This window comes from Aquabacterium sp. (assembly GCF_049274795.1).
Lineage (GTDB): Bacteria > Pseudomonadota > Gammaproteobacteria > Burkholderiales > Burkholderiaceae_C > Aquabacterium.
Window position 1 is genome coordinate 55,581 of record NZ_JBASTH010000091.1, and the last position, 17,719, is coordinate 73,299.

General features: G+C 65.2%; 14 protein-coding genes and 1 pseudogene. 7 read left to right on the forward strand and 8 right to left on the reverse strand.

Annotation, left to right across the window (positions count from 1 at the left end):
• Window positions 1–306 precede the first annotated feature (306 nt).
• Window positions 307–960, forward strand: a pseudogene (locus tag WAQ08_RS15050) (PEP-CTERM sorting domain-containing protein); the annotation flags it as partial.
• 56 nt (window positions 961–1,016) lie between these two features.
• On the opposite strand, the gene WAQ08_RS15055 reads toward WAQ08_RS15050, so the two are convergent.
• The 8 genes from WAQ08_RS15055 to WAQ08_RS15090 all read right to left on the reverse strand — a co-directional run bounded on the left by WAQ08_RS15055 (window position 1,017) and on the right by WAQ08_RS15090 (window position 9,521).
• Entirely contained in the window at window positions 1,017–1,718 is a 702-nt protein-coding gene (locus WAQ08_RS15055) for an ABC transporter ATP-binding protein (RefSeq protein WP_422192551.1), read from the reverse strand.
• 6 nt (window positions 1,719–1,724) lie between these two features.
• Complete coding sequence (locus tag WAQ08_RS15060; RefSeq protein WP_422192553.1) at window positions 1,725–2,537, reverse strand: ABC transporter ATP-binding protein; 813 nt, start codon at window positions 2,535–2,537, stop codon at window positions 1,725–1,727.
• Window positions 2,538–2,567: 30 nt separating this feature from the next.
• Window positions 2,568–3,863, reverse strand: coding sequence for a branched-chain amino acid ABC transporter permease (locus WAQ08_RS15065; protein ID WP_422192555.1), 1,296 nt, complete (start codon window positions 3,861–3,863; stop codon window positions 2,568–2,570).
• Between the two features lie 7 nt (window positions 3,864–3,870).
• Window positions 3,871–4,896 carry a branched-chain amino acid ABC transporter permease gene (locus tag WAQ08_RS15070; RefSeq protein WP_422192557.1) on the reverse strand — a complete coding sequence of 342 codons (1,026 nt, stop codon included), beginning with the start codon at window positions 4,894–4,896 and terminating at the stop codon, window positions 3,871–3,873.
• A gap of 174 nt (window positions 4,897–5,070) precedes the next feature.
• The gene (locus WAQ08_RS15075; RefSeq protein ID WP_422192559.1) at window positions 5,071–6,306 is read right to left on the reverse strand and encodes a branched-chain amino acid ABC transporter substrate-binding protein; all 1,236 of its coding nucleotides are present in this window, start codon (window positions 6,304–6,306) and stop codon (window positions 5,071–5,073) included.
• A gap of 234 nt (window positions 6,307–6,540) precedes the next feature.
• Window positions 6,541–8,172, reverse strand: a complete 1,632-nt coding sequence (locus WAQ08_RS15080; protein WP_422192560.1) for a 3-(methylthio)propionyl-CoA ligase — start codon at window positions 8,170–8,172, stop codon at window positions 6,541–6,543.
• 95 nt (window positions 8,173–8,267) lie between these two features.
• Window positions 8,268–9,002 (reverse strand): nitroreductase, encoded by a 735-nt coding sequence (locus WAQ08_RS15085; RefSeq protein ID WP_422192562.1) that lies wholly within the window; start codon window positions 9,000–9,002, stop codon window positions 8,268–8,270.
• A gap of 66 nt (window positions 9,003–9,068) precedes the next feature.
• The gene (locus WAQ08_RS15090; protein ID WP_422192564.1) at window positions 9,069–9,521 is read right to left on the reverse strand and encodes an acyl-CoA thioesterase; all 453 of its coding nucleotides are present in this window, start codon (window positions 9,519–9,521) and stop codon (window positions 9,069–9,071) included.
• A 109-nt stretch (window positions 9,522–9,630) separates the two neighbouring features.
• On the opposite strand from WAQ08_RS15090, the gene WAQ08_RS15095 reads away from it, so the two are divergent.
• The 6 genes from WAQ08_RS15095 to WAQ08_RS15120 all read left to right on the forward strand — a co-directional run.
• A complete protein-coding gene (locus WAQ08_RS15095) occupies window positions 9,631–10,341 on the forward strand; it encodes a TetR/AcrR family transcriptional regulator (protein WP_422192566.1) in 711 nt (236 codons plus the stop codon).
• Complete coding sequence (locus tag WAQ08_RS15100; protein WP_422192568.1) at window positions 10,338–11,489, forward strand: efflux RND transporter periplasmic adaptor subunit; 1,152 nt, start codon at window positions 10,338–10,340, stop codon at window positions 11,487–11,489. Before WAQ08_RS15095 ends, WAQ08_RS15100 begins: the two co-directional genes overlap by 4 nt.
• Window positions 11,490–11,495: 6 nt before the next feature.
• Window positions 11,496–14,699, forward strand: coding sequence for an efflux RND transporter permease subunit (locus WAQ08_RS15105; RefSeq protein ID WP_422192569.1), 3,204 nt, complete (start codon window positions 11,496–11,498; stop codon window positions 14,697–14,699).
• 66 nt (window positions 14,700–14,765) lie between these two features.
• On the forward strand, window positions 14,766–15,419 hold the full coding sequence (locus WAQ08_RS15110; RefSeq protein WP_422192571.1) for a protein-L-isoaspartate O-methyltransferase family protein: 654 nt from the start codon (window positions 14,766–14,768) through the stop codon (window positions 15,417–15,419).
• A gap of 39 nt (window positions 15,420–15,458) precedes the next feature.
• On the forward strand, window positions 15,459–16,889 hold the full coding sequence (locus WAQ08_RS15115) for a TolC family outer membrane protein (RefSeq protein ID WP_422192572.1): 1,431 nt from the start codon (window positions 15,459–15,461) through the stop codon (window positions 16,887–16,889).
• 240 nt (window positions 16,890–17,129) lie between these two features.
• The coding region (locus tag WAQ08_RS15120; RefSeq protein WP_422192574.1) for an IS701 family transposase at window positions 17,130–17,719 on the forward strand (590 nt) is incomplete at its 3' end.

Below are 17,719 nucleotides of genomic sequence, written 5' to 3' on the forward strand. Positions count from 1 at the left end.
GGGGTATCAGAGGAAGGAAAAATGGTATGCGCGAAGGGATTTCCCCACGAACCACTCTTCTTGAATCGAATCTGACAATGCTTCTTGTAAGAACGAACTTATTGTGACAGAGCTTCTGCAATGGTTGTAGAGGATCGAGGGCAAACCCCTAGCCAAAAAAGCGAGGATGTTTCAGCCTGCAGGACAACCCACTGTAGTCGCAGGCCAAGCCCCCCAAGAACGTGGGAGGTGGCCCCATTCAAATCTGGTTAAAGTCTCCCAGGTCGCGCCGTTGTGGTGTGTTGCTGTCTGCAAGGGAGACTTTTGATGAAGGCAAGACATGTGCTGTCCGTAGCGTTGAGCGCTCTGGGCATGGGCTTTGGCGTGACGCAGGCCGCCACGTATACGCTGGATTTCTCCGGCAACATCTGTGGCGCCTCGGGCGACCAAGCCTGCAGCAACAATTCGATCATCGGCGCCAGTTACGGCAGCCTCGATGGCACGCTGGATGTCAGCTACAAGTCGATCGTCGCCTCGACCAATCAGGTCGCGCTCGACGCCCTGTACTACTGGGAAGCCAGTTACTCCGACCTGACCGGCGTGGCCTGGGCCGGCAACAGCGCTGGCAGCCATTACGTCGAGATCACGTTCGCACCACTCGCAGGCCAGAACGTCACGTTGCTGGGTTTCGACTTCGGCGACTACGCCAACCGCAACACAGGTTCCTCCGTGGCCATCCTGGATGCATCGACCCGCGAGGTGCTGTGGAACGGCGGCGGTTTCGACCCCGGCCCCACGGCCTCGAGCTTCAGCCTCAACGTGTCCAGCGCCAACGGCCTGATCCTGCAATGGGGCGCCGACGTCTACAACGTGGGCATCGACAACATCCGCTATTCGGTAACAGCCGTGCCCGAGCCCGAAAGCCTGGCCCTGGCCGCCGCCGGCCTGCTGGTGGCCGGTTTGGCCGCGCGCCGCCAGCGTCGCCAAGGCGGACACCAGCCTGCGGGGCGGCCACACAAGCCGCCCTGCCCGCACGCTCACACCTCCAGCCACTCGCGGCGGATGTAGTCGTCCGCACGCAGAGCCTGCGGGGTGCCTTCGAACACCACGCTGCCGTGGCCCATCACGTAGCAGCGCTCTGAAATATCGAGCGCGATCGTGAGCTTCTGCTCGACCAGCAGCACGCCCAAGCCGCGGCGCTTGAGTTCCTTCAGGTACTCGGCCACCAGTTCGACGATCTTGGGCGCCAGGCCCTCGGTGGGCTCGTCGATCATGATCAGGTCGGGGTCGCCCATCAGCGTGCGGCACAAGGTGAGCATCTGCTGCTCGCCGCCGGACATCACGCCAGCCTCGGTGTTGCGGCGCTCTTTCAGGCGCGGGAACATCTGGTACATGTCGTCGATGCTCCAGCGCCCCTTCTTCTTGCCGGCGCCGGGCTTCTGGCCCAGCAGCAGGTTCTGCTCGACCGTGAGCTTGGGAAACACATCGCGGCTCTCGGGCACGTAGCCCAGGCCCAGGCGGGCGATGTCGTAGGTCTTCTCGCCCAGCAACTTGTGCTGGTTCCACTCGATCGAGCCATGGCCATCGACCAGGCCCATGATGGTCTTGATGGTGGTCGAGCGGCCCGAGCCGTTGCGGCCCAGCAGGCTCACGATCTCGCCGGGCTTGACCTCCATGTTCACGCCATGGAGGATGTGGCTCTTGCCGTAGAAGGCGTGCAGGTCTTTGATGGCAAGCATGGGGGGTCAGACTCCGGCTTCGGCGGCTTGCTGGTCGGCCAGCACCGAGCCCAGGTAGGCTTCTTTGACGCGCTCATTGGCGCGCACGTTTTCGGGGGTGTCGAAGGCGATCACTTCGCCGTACACCAGCACCGCGATGCGGTCGGCCAGGCCGAACACCACGCCCATGTCGTGCTCCACGGTCAGCAGGGTCTTGCCCACGGTGACTTCGCGGATCAGGTTCACGAAGCGCGCGGTTTCAGACTTGCTCATGCCGGCGGTGGGCTCATCGAGCAGCACCACGTTGCCACCGCCGGAGATGGTCACGCCGATCTCCAGCGCACGCTGCTCGGCATAGGTCAGCGAGGACACGGAGGTGTCGCGGCGCTTGTCCAGCCGGATCATCTGCAGGATCTCTTCGGTGCGGTCATTGACCTTCTTCATGTCGCCCAGGAAGCGCCAGAAGGAATAGCCCGCGCCCATGGACCACAGCACGCCGCAGCGGATGTTCTCGTACACCGACAGGCGCGGGAACAGGTTGGACACCTGGAAGCTGCGGGCCAGGCCACGGCGGTTGATCTCGTAGGGCTTCTGGCCGTCGATGCGCTGGCCGTGCAGTTGGATCTCGCCGCTGCTGACGGGCAGCCGCCCGCTGATCAGGTTGAACAGCGTGGACTTGCCCGCGCCATTGGGGCCGATCAGCGCGACGCGCTCGCCTTCCTTCACGGCCAGGTTGGCGCCACGAATGATGTCGGTCTTGCCGAAGGATTTGCGCACATCGCGCAACTCCAGGGCCAGGCCCTGAGGGCTGGCTTGAGAGGATGAGGTCGGGGTGCTCATGAGACTGCGATCTTGTTCAATGGGACTTCATCAGAGCGCCGCCCGGCGGCGGATCTCGGCCTCGATGTCTTCCTGGATCTGGCCCCACTGCTGCACGAAGGTGCGGCGGGACAGCTCAAACAGGCCCGCGCCCACGATCACCAGCAGAGCAGCGCCCAGCCAGGCGTCCGTGCCACGGGTGTTGAGTTCTGCGCCCAGGAAGCTCATCTGCGGGCCCAGGGCCTCGTTGAGCTTGATGTGGTAGACCATCTCGACCATGGCCGAGATACCCAGCAGCGTGGTGGCCAGCGTGCCGGCCAGCGCCAGGTAGGAGGTCCACAGCTTGCGCAGCATGCCGTAGGCGGCCACATGCACGTTCATCATGATCAGGCTGGCCACGCCGCCCGGCGCGTACATCACCATCACCAGGAAGATCACGCCCAGGTACAGCAGCCAGGCCTTGGTCAGCTCGGACAGCAGCACCGTGGCGAAGACCATCAGCACCGCGCCGATGATCGGCCCGAAGTAGAACAGCGCGCCGCCCAGGAAGGTGAACAGCAGGTAGGCGCCCGAGCGGTGCGCACTGACCACCTCGGCCGTCACGATCTCGAAGTTCAGCGTGTACAGGCCACCGGCGATGCCCGCGAAGAAGCCCGCGATCATGAAGGAAAAGAAACGCACGCGCTGCGTGTCGTAGCCGATGAACTCCACGCGCTCGGGGTTGTCGCGCACCGCATTGAGCATGCGGCCCAGCGGCGTGCGCGTGAACGCGTACATCAGCACCGTGCAGATGAAGCAGTACAGCGCGATCAGGTAGTACACCTGGGTCTGCGGGCCGAAGGTGATGCCCATGAAGGGCTCGCCCACGACACGGTTGCCCGAGATGCCGCCCTCGCCGCCGAAGAACTCGGGCAGCATCAGCGACATGGCATAGACCAGCTCGCCCACGCCCAGCGTGATCATCGCGAAGATGGTGCCGGACTTCTTGGTGGTGACCGCCCCCAGGATGGCCGCGACGACCAGGCCGCCGATGCCCCCGATGATGGGGATCAGGCTGACCGGGATGTGCCAGGCGCCCGAAGACACGTGGTTGAGCGCATGGATGGCCGCGAAGGAGCCCAGGCCCGAGTACACGGCATGCCCGAAGCTGAGCATGCCGCCCTGCCCCAGCAGCATGTTATAGGACAGGCAGACGATGATGCCGATGCCCATCTGCGAGAGCATGGTCATGGCCAGGCTGCTGGTGAACAGCTTGGGCGCGATGATCAGAACCAGGGCGAACAGGGACCAGACGATCCAGCGGCCCAGGTTGATCGGCTTGAAGTGGTAGACAGCTTGTTGCGACATGGTTCGATCACTCCTCACGGGTGCCCAGCAGACCCTTGGGTCGCAAGATCAGCATCAGGACGAGGAGCAGGTAAGGCAGGATGGGTGCCATCTGGGACACCGTGATCTTGAGAATCGGATAGGCCCAGTGCTCGTAGCTAAGGGTGTGGCCCATGGACTGCATGACCGTCACGACGGAGACATCGACGATCACGGCGAAGGTCTGCATCAGGCCGATCAGCAGCGAGGCGATGAAGGCACCGGCCAGCGAGCCCATGCCGCCGACCACCACCACCACGAAGATGATGGCGCCCACCGAGGCTGCCATGTTGGGCTCGGTCACAAAGGCATTGCCGCCGATCACGCCGGCCAGACCGGCCAGGGCGCAACCGCCACCGAACACGCCCATCATCACGCGGGGCACGTTGTGGCCCAGCGATTGCGTCATCTCGGGGTGCGTGAGCGCCGCCTGGATCACCAGGCCGATGCGCGTCTTGGTGAGCAGCAGCCACAGCGAGCCGAGCATGAACAAAGCGACGATGCCCATGAAGCCGCGGTACATCGGGAACTGCGTGCAGCTGTTGCCCGTGGCGGCCGCACACAGGGCCGGATCACCCGTACCCCACAGCACGCTCAGGCCGTTGGCATGGGCGTTGACCAGCGTGAACATCGGGCCACTCAGGGCCTCGGGCACACGGTAGTCGACGTTGGACGGGCCCCAGACCAGGCGCACCAACTCGAAGATCACGTAGGACAGACCAAAGGTGATCAAGAGCTCGGGCACGTGCCCGTAGGCGTGCACCTTGCGCAGGCTGTAGCGTTCGAAGGCCGCACCTAAAGCGCCGACCAGCAGCGGAGCAAGCACCAGGGCCGCGGCAAAGCCGATCCAGCCGGTGAGTGCGTAGGCGAAGTAGGCACCCAGCATGTAGAAGCTGGCGTGCGCGAAGTTGAGCACGCCCATCATGCTGAAGATCAGCGTGAGACCGGCGCTCAGCATGAACAACAGCAGGCCGTAGCTCAGACCGTTGAGAAAGAAGACAACAAAGGTTTCCATGACCCGGGCTCGGCAATCGGCGAAGGCCGATCAAATGAAGGCCCCGCGGCGGTGACCGCGCGCGGGGCGGATGCCAGGGCCTTCAGGGCCAGCGGGCATCTACTGCGGAAAACAGAAAAAAGCAGGTGCGACGGCCGGCGTGGAGAAGACCGGCCGCGCACCCGCATCACACCATCAGGAAGGACGCTTCATCTGGCACGAGGTGGGCGTGCTGGACACGTACGCGTCGTAGGCCTTGACCGGTGCGAAGGTCATGCCCGTCTTCTCGACGTCGTAGGTGTTCTTGGCGTCCACCGGCTGCCACTTGGCGATGTACAGCGGTTGCTGCAGTTGGTGATCGCTCTTGCGCATTTCCACGTCGCCGTTGAAAGTCTTGAACTTCAGGCCTTCCAGCGCGGCGGCCACCTTGACCGGGTCGGTCGACTTGGCCTTGGCGATGGCATCGGACAGCGACACCATCACCGAGTACACGGCGGCGGAGTAGAAGTCGTCGTTGAAGCGCTTCTTGAAGTCGGCCAGCAGCGTGCCGTACAGGCCGCCCATGTTGTAGTGGCCATAGCCGATCTGGAACACGCGGCCATCGGCGGCCTTGCCCAGGGCGGTGGGAGTGCCACCGAAGTTGCCGTAGTAGGTGTAGAACTTGGCGGTCAGGCCGGCGTCGTTGGCGGCCTTCACCAGCAGGGCCAGGTCGGAGCCCCAGTTGCCGGTGATCACGGTGTCGGCGCCAGAGGCCTTGATCTTGGCCACGTAGGGCGCGAAGTCACGGACCTGGGCCAGGGGGTGCAGGTCATCGCCGACAACCTGGACATCCGGGCGCTTGCGGGCCAGGCCGGACTTGGCGTACTTGGAGACCTGGTGGCCGTGCGCGTAGTTCTGGTTGATCAGGTAGACCTTCTTGACGTCGGCCTGTTCCTTGATGAAGGTGGTCAGGGCCTCCATCTTCATGGAGGTGTCGGCGTCATAGCGGAAGTGCCAGTAGCTGCACTTGCTGTTGGTCAGGTCGGGATCGACCGCGGCGTAGTTCAGAAAGACCAGTTCCTTGCCGGGGTTGCGTTCGTTGTGCTTGTTGATGCCATCGACCAGCGCCAGCGCGGCGCCGGAGCCCAGGCCCTGCACCACGTAGCGCACGCCCTGGTCGGCGGCGGACTTGAGTGCGTTGAGGGATTCAGCGGGGCTCAGCTTGTTGTCGATGCTGATGATCTCGAACTTCACGCCGGCGGGGTTGCTGGCGTTGAGCTTCTCGGCGACGAACTGATAGCTCTTGAGCTGGTTCTGGCCCACGCTGGCCATCAGACCCGACAGGGGGTCGATCCAGGCGATCTTGACCGTCTCGCCCTTCTGGGCAAAAGCAGCGGCGGAAGCGAGCGAAGCAGCGATCAGAACAGCCAAGGGTCGGTGGGGAAAGCGCATCTATTTCTCCTGGTCTAAAAGATCCGTGACCGTGGAAATTTACCCCCCTGTTTTGAGGGGTGCACCTCGGGAAGACCCGTGTTTCCGGGTTTTCATTACATCAAAAATGCAACGATCCGCAGTGCAGTCACGACGACGTCCGGGAAGCCTCGAAAACTGTCCGATCTGGACATTGCCAAGGCGTGCGCCATCAAGGAAAAAGGCGCTTCACAGCGCCTTTTTCTCAACCCACCATCAAGCCGTCGGCAGCTTGTGGTCCTTGAACTGCTCGCGCAGTTTCAGCTTGTAGATCTTGCCCGTGGCGGTGTGCGGGATCTCGTCCACGAACACCACGTCGTCCGGCAGTTGCCACTTGGGGATCTTGCCGTCGTAGAAGGCGATCAGCTCGGCTGGGGTCACCTCGGCACCGGGCTTCTTGACCACGACCAGCAGCGGGCGCTCGTCCCACTTGGGGTGGAAGGCGGCGATGGCGGCGGCCTCGTGCACGGCTGGGTGGCCCATGGCCACGTTCTCCAGGTCGATGGAGCTGATCCATTCGCCGCCGGACTTGATCACGTCCTTGCTGCGGTCGGTGATCTGCATGTAGCCGTCGGCATCAATGGTGGCCACGTCGCCCGTGGGGAACCAGCCGTCGTGCAGCGGCGACTTGTCCATCTTGAAGTAGCTGTTGATGATCCAGTGGCCACGCACTTCGAGGTCGCCCGGGGTCTTGCCGTCCCAGGGCAGCTCCTTGCCGTCCTGATCGACGATGCGCATGTCGACACCGAAGATGCCTTTGCCCTGCTTCTCGAGGATGCGCTGCTTGTCGTCCTTGGAGATGTCAGCGTGCTTGGCCTTGAGGCGGCTGAGCGTGCCCAGCGGCGACATCTCGGTCATGCCCCAGGCGTGGATCACTTCGACGCCATAGTCATCCTGCAGCGTCTTGATCATGGCGGGCGGGCAGGCCGCGCCACCGATCACGGTGCTCTTAAAGGTGCTGAACTTCAGGTTGTTGGCCTTGACGTGGTTGAGCAGACCCAGCCAGATCGTGGGCACGCCAGCGCTGAAGGTGACCTTTTCCTTCTCGAACAGATCGAACAGGGAGGCGCCATCCAGGTGGTGGCCCGGCATCACCAGTTTGCAGCCGATTAGGGCCGCCGTGTAGGGCAGGCCCCAGGCGTTGACGTGAAACATGGGCACCACGGGCAGCACGGTGTCCTTGGAGGCCACGTTCATGGCATCCGGCAAGGCCGCGGCGTAGGCGTGCAGCACGGTGGAGCGGTGCGAATACACGGCGCCCTTGGGGTTGCCCGTTGTGCCCGAGGTGTAGCAGATGCTGGCGGCGGTGTTCTCGTCGAAGCTGGGCCACTCGTAGTTGCCGTCTTCAGCGGCCAGCAGCTCTTCGTAGCACAGCAGGTTCGGAATCGACGATTCCTTGGGCATGTGCTCGCGCGCGGCCAGCACGACCACGTGCTTGACGGTGGGCAGCGAGGCGGCCAGCTTGTCGACCAGCGGGAAGATGTTCAGATCGACCAGCAGCACCTTGTCTTCGGCGTCGTTGATGATCCAGGCCACCTGTTGCGGGAACAGGCGCGGGTTGATGGTGTGGCACACCAGGCCCGAGCCGGACACGCCGTAGTAGGTCTCGACGTGGCGGTAGCCGTTCCAGGCCAGGGTGCCGACGCGGTCACCTGCCTGCAGACCCAGGCGGGCCAGGGCTTGGGCCAGCTTGCGCGAACGAACATCCACCTCGGCCCAGGTGGTGCGGTGCATGTCACCTTCCACACGCTTGGAGACGATCTCGACATCGCCGTTGTGACGCGATGCATGCGTCAGCAGCGAAGAGATGGTCAAGGGCAAGTGCATCATTTGGCCCATCAGGCTCATGGAACTACCTCCGGCAACGGACAGCGGAAAAAACAGGGCTCGGGAAATTCAGACAATGACTGTAGTCTGATTAATCAGGCCTGACTCATCCGGGTTTACCCCAGAAATTGCGTGAAGCTGGCGACGCTTTCGCGTTCGGTCAGCAAGGTATTTTCAATCGCATCGGGCTCGGCGTAACCCAGTGCCATCCCCACCACGACCATTTCGGACGTTTCGTCCAGGCCTAGCACCTCGGCGATCACCGAGTGGAACTGGTTCCAGGCGGCCTGCGGGCAGGTGTCCAGGCCACGGCCGCGCGCGGCGACCATGATGCTCTGCAGGAACATGCCGTAATCCAGCCAGCTGCCTTGCCCCATGACCTTGTCGATCGTGAAGATCAGGCCCACGGGCGCGTCGAAGAAGGCGTAGTTGCGGCGGTGCTGCGCGTGCATGCCGACCTTGTCGCCCCTCTCCAGGCCGAGCAGGCCGTAGAGATCCCAGCCCACCTTGCGGCGACGGTCGATGTAGGGCGTCACCCATTGCGCGGGGTAGTAGGCGTACTGCTCCTTATGGCGCCCGGCGTTGCCCTCGGCCTCGTAGGCGGCGGTGACGCGGTCGACCAGGGTCTGGCGCGACTGGCCGGTGAGCACGTGCACCTTCCAGGGCTGGGTGTTGGTACCCGAAGGCGCGCGGGCGGCCACGCGCAGGATGTCTTCGATCACCTCGCGCGGCACCTCGGTGGGCAGGAAGCGGCGGATGGAGCGGCGCGAGGTGATGGCGTGGTCCACCGCGGCCGTGTGCTCGGTCGTGATGAGAGGATCCTGTCGGGGCTGGGAGGCACTGCTGCTCATGGAGGCGACCTTGGGTTGGGTTCAGTGATGAGGCGGGCTGTGGCGCGAAGGCTAGGGCGCAAAAGCTCAGGCGGGCGGTGCATCGACACGCAGGCGCTGCAGCGCGGCGGCGAAATCCTCGGGCAGTTGGGCCACGGGGCGGCGCGTCTCGCGGTCTACGTACACATGCACGAAGTGGCCGGTGGCTGCGGCCGTTTCCTGCCCTGCCTCGAACAGGCCGATCTCGTAGCGCACGCTGCTGCGGCCCACGTGGGCCACGCGGATGCCCGCCTGCACGTCCTTGGGGAAGGCCAGCGCCGCAAAGTAGTTGCAGTGCGTCTCGATGACCAGGCCGATCACGCCGCCGGCGTGGATGTCCAGCACGCCGGCCTCGATCAGGTAACGGTTCACCGCCGTGTCGAAGTAGCTGTAGTAGGTGACGTTGTTGACATGGCCGTAGATGTCGTTGTCCATCCAGCGGGTGGTGATGGTGCTGAGATGGGCGTAATCGGCGCGGGTGGTGGGCGTGGGCTTGCTCATGGTTGCCGATTATTGGGTATCTGACCCGGGCGGATGCTGCTTGACCTGCACGGCAGGACATGTCTACCATTACTGACTGACCAGTCATTAACCCAGCAGTTCCTTGCCCATGTCCAAGACCCCGGCACCGTCGCCCGGTGACGCCGCGCCGCCTCCCGCCCCGTCCCCTGCACGGCAACGCCGCAAGGCCGAACGCCCGCAGGAGTTGCTGGACGCGGCGCTGGCCCAGTTCGTGAGCAAGGGGCTGGCCGCCACACGCATGGACGATGTGGCCCGGCAGGCCGGAGTTTCCAAGGGCACGCTGTACCTGTACTACCCCAGCAAGGATGAGCTGTTCAAGGCCGTGGTGCGCAACTCCGTGGTCACGGTGCTGACCGAGGGCAGCGACATCGTGGGCCGCTTCGAAGGCCCCACCTCCGAGTTGCTGCACATCCTGATGCACACGTGGTGGAGCCGCATCGGCAGCTCCAAGGTCTCTGGCATCTTCAAGCTGGTGGTGGCCGACGTGGGCAACATGCCCGAGCTGGCGCAGTTCTACCTGGACGAGGTCATCACGCCCACGCACCAGTTGCTCAGCCGCGCGGTAGCGCGCGGCGTGGCACGCGGCGAGTTCCGCCCGATCAACGTGATGGCCGTGGTGCAGTCGATGATGGCCGCGGCCCAGTTCCTGATGCTCTACCCGTATTGCGCGGGCAGTGCCCCGAACAACCCCTTCCCGCTGGATGCGGACGCCTTCATGAAGACACAGATCGAGCTGCTGCTGCACGGGTTGGAAGTGCGCAAGCCTGCTGACGCACGCCCCGCGAAAGGCCAGGCATGAAGCGCTGGCAACGGTGGGCCGTGGGCGGCGTGGCGGTGCTGGCCCTGGCCGGCGGCATCACGCGGGCCATCCTGGCGCGGCAGGCCGAGCGCGCGCAGATCACGCAGACGGGGCATGCCAGCAGCCAGGGCACCTTGCGCCTGGGCGCGGGCGACCTGGTCGAAGCCAAGCGCCTGCCGCTGTGGCGCACCATCGACATCTCCGGCAGCCTGCGCGCTGTTGACAGCGTGCTGATCAAGGCGCGCGTGAGCGGCGAGCTGCAAAGCTTGAGCGTGCGCGAAGGCGACAAGGTGACGCGCGGCCAGTTGATCGCCCGCATCGACACCGACGAATACGGCAACCGCCTGGAGCAGGCACGCCAGCAGGCGGCCTCGGCGCAGGCGCAATGGCAGATCGCCAGGCAGACGCTGGACAACAACCAGGCGCTGGTGGCGCAGGGCTTCATCTCCAAGAACGCGCTGGACACGGCCGTGTCCAACGAGGCTGCGGCCAAAGCCACCTTGCAGGCCGCCCAGGCCGCCGCCAAGGTGGCCGCCAAGGCCGTGGCCGACACGCAGCTGAGCAGCCCGATCAACGGCCTGGTGTCGCAGCAGTTCGCGCAGGCGGGTGAACGCCTGTCGCCCGATGCGCGCATCGTCGAGATCGTGGACCTATCGCGCATCGAGCTGGAAGCCGCGCTCAAGCCCGAAGACGTGGCCCAGGTGCGAGTCGGCACGCCGGGCTGGCTGGCCGTCGATGGCCTGCCGGACAAGCTGGCCGTGAAGGTGGCCCGCATCAACCCCAGCGCCACGGCCGGCACGCGGGCGGTGATGGTCTACCTGTCGGTGGCGCCACACCCTGCCCTGCGCCAGGGCCTGTTCGCCCAGGGGCAGCTGGATCTGTCGCGTGAAGACGCCGTGGTGCTGCCGCGCGCCGCCGTACGCGCTGGCGCCACCGGGCCCTTCGTGCAGGCCTTGCGCGGCACACGCATCGAGCACCTGCCCGTGACACTGGGCGCCGGTGGCCGCATCGACGGCGATGCCGCGCCCATGATCGCCATCGCCAGCGGCGTGCAGCCCGGCGAGCGCGTGCTGCGCGACACCATCGGGCTGCTGCGCCCCGGCACTGTGGTGGACACCGCGGCGCCTGCCCAAACCCCTGCCCCCTGACCCGCCATGTGGTTCACCCGCCTGTCCATCGGCAACCCCGTGCTGGCCACCATGATGATGGCGGCGCTGGTGGTGCTGGGCCTGTTCTCCTACCAGCGGCTCAAGGTCGATCAGTTCCCCGACATCGAGTTCCCGACCATCGTGGTGCAGATGGACTACCCGGGCGCCTCGCCGGCCATCGTCGAAACGGAGGTGACGCGCAAGGTCGAAGAGGCCGTCAACACCATCGCGGGCATCAGCCAGATCTACTCGCGCTCCTACGAGGGCACGGCCGTGGTGATCGTGCAGTTCAACCTTGACGTGGACAGCCGCCGCGCCGCCGACGATGTGCGCGAGAAGATCGCCATCCTGCGCCCCCTGCTGCGCGACGAGGTGGAAGAGCCCCGCGTGCAGCGCTTCGATCCGGCCAACCGGCCTATCCTGTCGCTGGCCCTGGTATCGCCCGATGGCAAGGTGCCCAATGTCACGCTGTCCAGCTATGCCGACCAGGTGCTGCGCAAGCGGCTGGAGAACGTGCCCGGCGTGGGTACTGTCAACCTGGTGGGCGCCACCAAGCGCGAGATCAACGTCTACCTGCGCCCGCAGGCCATGGAGGCCCTGGGCATCGGCCCCGACCAGGTGCTCTCGGCCGTCGCGCAGGAGAACCAGGACCAGCCCGCCGGCAGCGTGCGCACGCGCGACCAGGACCGCGTGGTGCAGATCGACGCCCGCCTGCGCCGCGTGGAGGATTTCGAGCGCCTGATCATCGCCACACGCGCCGGCCAGCCTATCCGCCTGGGCCAGGTCGCCGATGTGGTCGATGGCCCGCAGGAGATCGACAGCCTGGCCCTGATCGACGGCCGCCGCGCCCTGGCCCTGGAAGTGATCAAGTCCCAGGGCGAGAACACCATCGAGGTGGTGCGCGGCATCCACAAGGCCGTGGCCGACCTGCGCGGCGAACTGCCGCCCGGCACCGAGCTGCGCATCGTGCGCGACAACAGCCGCCCCATCGAGGTGGCCGTGAGCACCGTGCGCCAGACGCTGATCGAAGGCGCGCTGCTCACGGTGGGCATCGTCTTTTTGTTCCTGAACTCGTGGCGCTCCACGGTGATCACGGGGCTGACCCTGCCGATCTCGATCATCGGCACCTTCTTCTTCATGTACGCCTTCGGCTTCTCGATCAACATGCTGACGCTGATGGCCCTGAGCCTGAGCGTGGGCCTCCTGATCGACGATGCCATCGTGGTGCGCGAGAACATCGTGCGGCACGTGCAGATGGGCAAGAGCCCGAGGCTGGCCTCGCTGGAGGGTACGCAGGAGATCGGCCTGGCGGTGCTGGCCACCACACTGTCGATCATCGCGGTGTTCCTGCCCATCGGCTTCATGGGCGGCATCATCGGCAAGTTCTTCCATGAGTTCGGCCTGACCATCGTGGCCGCCGTGGGCATCTCGATGTTCGTGAGCTTCACGCTCGATCCGATGCTGTCCAGCGTGTGGCACGACCCGGCCCTGCACGGCGCACGGCAAGGCACGAAGACCTGGTACGACCGCAGCATCGGCCGCGTCACCGCGTGGTTCGACAGGCAGACCGAATCGCTGTCCAACGGCTACCAGGCGCTGCTGGCCTGGTCGCTGGACCACCCCGCCGTCACCTTGCTGGTGACCGGTGGCAGCCTGGTGCTCAGCGTTCTCCTGACCCCGCTGCTGGGCACCGAGTTCGTGCCACGCGCCGATTTCAGCGAGACCTACGTCAGCTTCTACACACCGCCGGGCACCGCCATCGAGGCCACCGAAGAACGCACGCGGCAGGTCGATCAGGTGATTCGCGCGATGCCGGAGGTGCGCTACACCCTGGCCACCATCAACACGGGCGTGGCGCTGGGCCGCAACCAGGTGTCCATCTATGTGCGGCTGAAGGACCGGCGAGAACGAACGCGCAACGTCGATCAGCTCTCCGTGCCGATGCGGCAGGTGCTGAGCCAGATCCCCGGCATCACCGTGACGCAGGTGGGCGTGCTCGATGCGGTTGGGGGGCAAAAGCCCATCCAGCTGTCCATCCAGGGCACCGACCTGGCCACGCTGGACCGCCTGAGCCAGGACCTGATGCAGCGCCTGCAGCAGATCCCCGGCCTGGTCGACATCGACACCAGCCTCAAGCCCAGCAAGCCCACGCTGAACGTGGCGGTGGACCGCGATGCCGCGGCCGACCGGGGCCTCTCGGTGTCGTCCATCAGCCGCGCGCTGGACGTGATGGTCAGCGGCCGTGTGGCCGGCAGCTGGCGCGCCGATGACGACGAGAACTACGACATCCGCGTGTCCCTGATCCCGTCTGCACGGCAGGACATCACCAGCATCGCCGACACGCGCCTGGTGATCAACCCGCAAGGCCAGGGCACCACGGGTGAGCCGCAGGTGCTGCGCCTGTCGCAGGTGGCGCGCATCACCGAGGGCGTGGGCCCCACGCAGATCAACCGACGTGATCTGAACCGCGAGGTCGAGTTCACCGCCAACGTGACGGGCCGCTCGGTGGGTGAGGTCTCTGCCGATATCCAGCGCGTGCTGAACGACCACCCCCTGCCACCGGGCTACCGCAGCCGTTTTGGCGGCTCGACCAAGGACATGGTAGAGGCCTTCAGCTATGCGCTGTCCGCGCTGGCCCTGGCCGTGATCTTCATCTACATGATCCTGGCCTCGCAGTTCCGCAGCTTCTCGCAGCCGCTGGCGCTGATGAGCTCGCTGCCGCTCACCCTGATCGGCGTGGTGCTGGCCCTGCTGATGTTCGGTTCTTCGGTCAGCATGTTCTCGGTGATCGGCATCATCATGCTGATGGGCCTGGTCACCAAGAACGCCATCTTGCTGGTGGACTTCGCCAACCGGGCCCGCGAAGGCATGGTCGGCGAGGATGGCCAGCCGCAGGCTCCCCTGCCCCGGCGCGAGGCCCTGCTGTTGGCCGCCAAGGTGCGCCTGCGTCCCATCCTGATGACGACGCTGGCGATGATCTTCGGCATGGTGCCGCTGGCATTTGCGCTCTCGGAAGGCTCCGAACAGCGGGCCCCCATGGGCCAGGCCGTGATCGGCGGCGTGATCGCCTCCTCGGTGTTGACCCTGGTGGTCGTGCCAGTGATTTACGGGTACACAGACCGTTTGTCGCAATGGATCAAACGTCGTTGGGTTTTAGAAAGCCAGCCTGACCCCACAATTTCAGCCGCCGGGGACACGCCCCCTTCTTAAAATCACGGCCTGGCCATTTTTTCCGGCCGCCCGTCCCCAGACGCTTTGACTCCTAGGATTTTGCGCATGAACGTCGAACAAGCCCGCTTCAACATGATCGAACAACAGATCCGTCCCTGGGACGTGCTGGACTCCTCGATTCTGTCCCTGCTGTCCGTCGTGCGCCGAGAGGATTTCGTGCCGGCGGCTCACCAATCCCTGGCCTTCATGGACCTTGAAGTGCCCCTGCCGGCCGGCCAGGCCATGCTCAACCCCAAGGTCGAAGCCCGCATCGTGCAGGACCTGAACCTGAGCAAGCGCGACACCGTGCTGCAAATCGGCGCCGGCTCCGGTTATGTCACCGCCCTGCTGGCCCACAAGGCCCAGCGCGTGATCGCCCTGGAGAACAAGACCGAGCTGGTGTCGCTGGCCCGCAACAACCTGCGCAAGGCCCAGATCAGCAATGCCGAGGTCGTCGAGGCCGACGGCAGCCAGGGCTACGCCGCCCAAGGCCCCTACTCCGCCATCGTGCTCACGGGTTCGGTCACCGCCGTACCCAAGGCCCTGTTCGACCAGCTCAAGCCCGGTGGCCGCCTGCTGGCCATCGAAGGCCGCGAGCCGGTGATGCAGGCCAAGCTCTATACCAAGAACGACCAGGGCCAGCTCTCGCATGAAGAGCTGTTCGACACCATCGCCCCCCCGCTGGATGGCATGGCCTCCAGCCGCCCCTTCACGTTCTGACCCTCTGCTGTTTCAAGTCGCCCCCCGAAGGACCCCTCCATGCCGATCCGCGCCCTCCGCCCCTCCCGCCCGAACGCCCTGCTGCGCTCCCGGGCCCGGGAAGCCTTTGCCCGCGCCCCGTTCGCGGTCGCCCTGATGCTGGCCGGCATGGCAGCGGGCGCCCAGGCGCAGAGCCTGGTGGACCTCTACCAGGCCGCACGGGGCTATGACGCGGCCTACCTGGCCGCCAAGGCCCAATCCGACGCCACCGAGTTCAAGGCCGCCCAGGCCCGCGGCCAGCGACTGCCGCAAGTGGGCCTCAAGGGCACGGTCTCCCGCCAGCACTTCGATTCGGGCTCCTCAATGAGCGCGGCCCAGCGCGCGGCCCTGGCAGCCTCGACCGGAAGCACCTCGAGCAGCTACTCGATCACGACCAAGAGCCTGGCCCTGCAGGCCCGCCAGTCGCTGTTCAACGCAGAGCTGTCGGCCATCATCAACCAGGCGGATCAATCCCTGATCGCGGCCGAGGCTGACCTCAAGACCGCCGAGGACGACCTGCTGGTGCGCCTGACCCAGGCCTACTTCGATGTGCTGGGCGCGCAGGATGTGCTGTCTACCGCCCAGACCAACAAGGCGGCTCTGGCCGAGCAACTGGCCTCGGCCAAGCGCAACTTCGAGGTGGGCAACGCCACCATCACCGACACGCGCGAAGCCCAGGCCCGCCATGACCTGGCCACCGCGCAGGAGATCGCCGCGCAGAACGATGTGCAGGTCAAGCGGGCTGCGCTCGACCAGTTGGTGGGTCGCACCGACGTCCAGCCCCAACCCCTGCTCACGCCGGTGATGCTGCCCCCGCTGCAGCCCGCCACCGCCGAGGAGTGGGTGAACCTGACGCCTAACTCCAGCGCCATCCGCAAAGCGCAAGTGGGGCTGGACTACGCCAAGTTGGAAACAACCCGCGCACGTGCCGGTCATCTACCCACCGCTGACTTGGTGGCCTCCGTCAGCAAGACGGACATAGACGGCAACGGGCCGCTCACTGTGAAGGCCAGCGATGGCACCAACTCCACCATCGGCGTGGAAGTGAACGTGCCCGTGTTCGCAGGCTTCGCCGTGCAAAACCGCATCCGTGAAACGCTGGCCCTGGAAGAAAAGAGCGGGCGTGATCTGGACAACGCCAAGCGCAGCGTGACCCTGGCCACCCGCCAGGCCTTCTTCGGCGTGCAATCGGGCCAGGCCCAGGTCAAGGCCTTGGAGGCCGCCGAAAGCTCGGCCAAGCTGGCCCTGGAAGCCACGCAGTTGGGCTACCGCGTGGGCGTGCGCGTCAACAAGGACGTGCTCGATGCGCAGACCGCGCTGGCCAGCACCCAGAAAGATCTGTACAAGGCGCGCTACGACGTGATCGTGGCCACAATGAAGCTGCGCCAGGCCAGCGGCTCGCTGCGCCCCGACGATCTGGACAGCCTCAACCGCCTGCTGCTGCCCCGCTGATCGGCACCGCCCACACCGCGCCAGCGCCGACGGCATAGACCTGGCGGCCAGGCGCGGCGCGCGCGCTCCAGGTGCCAATGAAGGCACCGAAGGCCGGCAGGATGGCCAGGCCCGCCTGCCCTTGTGGCCCAACCTCTCCGACCCGATCAGATGAAGGATCGTATCTAGGGTCTGTTAGTCTTACTGTGTCACAAAAATCAAGGCATTATGTGCATCTCTTCATTCTTTGCGTGAGAGACGATGGATGCGAGCGAACGCTTTGATGAGTACATGGATCACCTGTCCCAAGGTCTTGGGCATGCGGATCGCCACGCGGGGCTCAAGGGCTACTGCACAGGTTTGATGCTGCCGCTGCCGCGCAAGAGCGTGGAGCCCATAGCTGCTCGGGTAGACCCGCTTCATGCCAGTGCCAGGCACCAGGCGCTTCATCACTTTGTGGCAAAGGCTCAATGGTCCGATGCTGAAGTGCTGCGCCGGGTCTGCCAATGGGTCGTGCCGCACATGGACTTCAGCTGCGGCGGCTGGTGGATCATCGACGACACGGGGTTCCCAAAGAAGGGCATTCACTCAGTCGGAGTGGCACGCCAATACTGCGGGATGCTGGGCAAGCAGGACAACTGCCAGGTGGCTGTGAGCGTGTCGCTTGCCTGCGACCAGGGTAGCCTGCCTGTGGCGTGGCAGTTGTACTTGCCTGAGGATTGGGCAGCGGACGCTGCGCGCAGGGCTCGCGCTGGTGTGCCCTCAGACATCAGATTCGCCACCAAGACGCAGATTGCCTTGCAGCAGTTGCGCACATTGCTGGCTGAGGGCGCGCCGCACCACTGCGTACT